Annotated in this window: 3 protein-coding genes; all 3 read left to right on the top strand. The window is 62.9% G+C overall.

Features of this window, described 5'->3' with window-relative positions:
- A partial coding sequence (locus AAC155_RS23845) for a type VI secretion IcmF C-terminal domain-containing protein (RefSeq protein ID WP_146748151.1) occupies positions 1 to 199 on the top strand: 199 nt, incomplete at its 5' end.
- A gap of 78 nt (positions 200 to 277) precedes the next feature.
- Positions 278 to 1,621, top strand: coding sequence for a VasL domain-containing protein (locus AAC155_RS23840; protein ID WP_113044390.1), 1,344 nt, complete (start codon positions 278 to 280; stop codon positions 1,619 to 1,621).
- 21 nt (positions 1,622 to 1,642) lie between these two features.
- Positions 1,643 to 3,183, top strand: a 1,541-nt coding sequence (locus AAC155_RS23835; protein WP_146748150.1) for a type VI secretion system Vgr family protein, incomplete at its 3' end; no start/stop codon positions are given.

Raw genomic sequence — 3,183 nt, 5'->3', positions numbered from 1 at the left:
CATCAGCTTCACCGGCCCGTGGGCCCAGCTGCGCCTGATTAACAGCGGCAAACTGACTAATGTGCGTCAGGATGCGTTTGATGTGCGGTTCACCGTGGACGGCGGCGACATGACCTACCGTATCTACGTGGATGAATCCGACAACCCGTTTGCCGGCGGCCTGTTCAGTCAGTTCAGACTGCCTGACACCCTGTATTAATGGCAAACTTTTTATTAATGCAAAATCAACCCCCCCTGTCCTCCGCGCCGGCGGAGGCAGGTGAAAGGATGAACGGCCATGCGTGAACACCCTGAAAACCTGATTATCCGCGCCGGCAGTAACCCGATGCATCTGCCGGCGTTCACCGCCATCCGCGAGGAAATCAACAAAATCAACCACCCGTCTCAGCCGGCAGTGAACTGGCCGCTTATCGAATCCCTGGCCCTGACGCTGTTTCGCACCCACGGCGTCGATTTGCAGAGCGCGATTTACTACACCCTGGCCCGGATGCAGCTCAGCGGCCTGGCGGGGTTTACCGAAGGCTGTGAGCTGCTGGCCGGGGTGATGGTCAGCCAGTGGGATGAACTGTGGCCGCCGCAGCCGGCGGTCCGCGCCGACCTGCTGGACTGGTTTAACACCCGCAGCGGCCACGCCTTACGCCAGCACGATTACACCGCCCGTGACCTGCGGATGATTTACCGGGCCGAGCGGGCCTTACAGCTGATAGTCGACCGGCTCCAGCAGTCCGAGCTGAAACGCCTGCCGAAGGTCGACAACCTGTTGTGGTTCTTCCAGAACACCGCCAAAAAACTGGAACAGCCCCGTATCCTGCCCAACCCCGCGGCCAAACCCGTGCAGATGCCGCCGCTGGTTTACCTGGCCGAGACCACCGCGCCGGCGCCGTCTGAACCGGACCCCGGCGGCGACGCGGAATACGACCGCCGTCAGCCCAAAGTCCAGGTCCGTTTCCCTGCGCCGCCCCCGCGGCCGATGAGCGCACTACAGGGGTTCGGCCTGGGTCTCTTACTGGGGGCGTTTGTCCTGACCGGCAGCTGGCTGGGCCTTTACCGGCCGCTGCAACAGCAGCTCACCGCCCTGACCGACACCCCGGACGGGGCCAGGCTGGCCTGGCTGTACCACCCCGACCTGCAAACTTATGCGCAGCAGTTAACCCGGCTGGCGGACACCTCCCCGCTGGTGGTGCTGCAACAGGCTGAGCAGCTGACCGACAGGGCACAAAAAACCTGGCCGCAGGACCGCCGGCAGCAGCAGGAAACGCAGCGCTGGCAGCAGTTACAGTCCATCCGGCGGGAAAACGCGCCGGTCTCCGGCAGCTGGCAGCAGACCCGGCATCAGCTCCAGTTACTGGCGGACAACATCCTAGAGCAGGAGCGCAACCGGGGCAGTTTCACCCTCTCTTACCTGAAAACGGCGATTTACCAAATCCAGCACAGCCACCACCGTGATATCCCGCTGGAAGAGCTGCTGCGCCAGCTTTCCGCCGCCGTCGAACAGGGACAGCCCGTCTCACCGGCGCTGATAAAAAAGACCGACGACCGTTTTAACGCCCTGCTCAGCCAGTATGACGCGTTGCAAAAAGCCGCCGGGCTGACCGCGCTCCCCGAGCCGCTCCGCCCGTAAATTCAGAGAAGGAACCCTTATATGTCATTCCAGAAAAAAACCGCCGGCGCCGCCAGCCTCGCTCAGCAAATCGCTGACCGGCTGAGTCCGCAACGCGCCGGCGGCTTACAGTTTACCCTCACCGCCGGCGGCCTGCCGCCGCACACCTTCGTGGTGGCCGGCTTTACCCTGCACGAAGCCCTCTCCACCCCGTTCACGCTGGCGGTCAGTTTAGCCAGTGCCGACCCGGCGATTGATTTCGCCGCCGTCCTCGACCAGCCCGCCACCCTGACCATTCTGCGCGCCGGCAACGTCGAGCGTACCGTCACCGGCATGGTCGCCAGTTTTGTCCAGGGCAATACCGGCAAACATCAGACCCGCTATGACATGACTATCCGGCCCGATATGTGGCGCGCCACCCTGCGCCAGAATGCCCGGATTTTTCAGCAGCAGGATATCAAAACCATCCTCACCACCCTGCTCAAAGAGAACGGCGTGCGGGATGTGGCGTTCAGCCTGCGCAACCCCCACCCGGAACGGGAGTTCTGCGTCCAGTACCGCGAAACCGATTTTGACTTTCTGCAACGCCTGACCGCCGAAGAGGGGATTTTTTACTTCTTTGAATTCACCGGCCATAAAAACACCCTGGTGTTTGCCGACGATGCGGGCGCCGTGGTCAACGGCCCGGTGCTGCCCTATCACCCCGACGACGCTGAACAGGCCCAGCAGCTGTGCATTACCCGGCTGACCCGCCAGGCGCAGGTACGGCCGGCGGTGGTCGAGCTCAAAGATTACACCTTCAAAAACCCGGCCTGGGCGGCGGAGTTCCGTCATCAGATGCGGGAACAGGACCTCCAGCATACCGGCTATGAACACTTCGATTTTCCCGGCCGCTTCAAAGACGAACAGCACGGCGCCGACTTCACCCGCTACCGGCTGGAAGCGCTGCGCAACAATGCCCTGACCGGTGACGGTGAAAGTAATGCCGCGACGATGCAGCCCGGCGTGCTGTTCACCCTGACCGGCCATCCCCGGGACGACCTCAACCGGCTCTGGCAGCTGGTCGGCGTCACCCATCATGGCAGTCAGCCGCAGGCGCTGGAACAGGCCGCCGGAGAGAGCGGCACCGTGATGCGCAACGACTTTACCTTCATTGCTGATAATCAGCACTGGCGCCCGGCCCCGTTACCCAAACCGGCGATGGAGGGCCCGCAGATTGCCAAAGTCGTGGGCCCGGCGGGCGAAGAAATCTACTGCGACCGCTACGGCCGTATCCGGCTGCAATTTCTCTGGGACCGCTACGGCCGGAACAACGACAGCAGCTCCTGCTGGATACGGGTGACCCAGCCCTGGGCCGGGCAGGGCTGGGGCATGCTGGCGATACCGCGTATCGGGCAGGAGGTGGTGGTGGACTTTCTTAACGGCGACCCGGACCAGCCGATTGTCACCGGACGCGCCTACCATGCCAGCAATCTGCCGCCGGGGGACCTGCCCGGCAGCAAAACCCAGATGGCCTTGCGCTCCAAAACCCATAAAGGGGACGGCTACAACGAGCTGCGCTTCGAGGATGCCAAAGGCAGTGA

The sequence above is a fragment of the Photorhabdus sp. HUG-39 genome, assembly GCF_963878365.1.
Lineage (GTDB): Bacteria > Pseudomonadota > Gammaproteobacteria > Enterobacterales > Enterobacteriaceae > Photorhabdus > Photorhabdus kayaii.
Note: the sequence above shows the minus strand (reverse complement) of the source record. Positions and strands in the feature narration are given on the sequence as shown.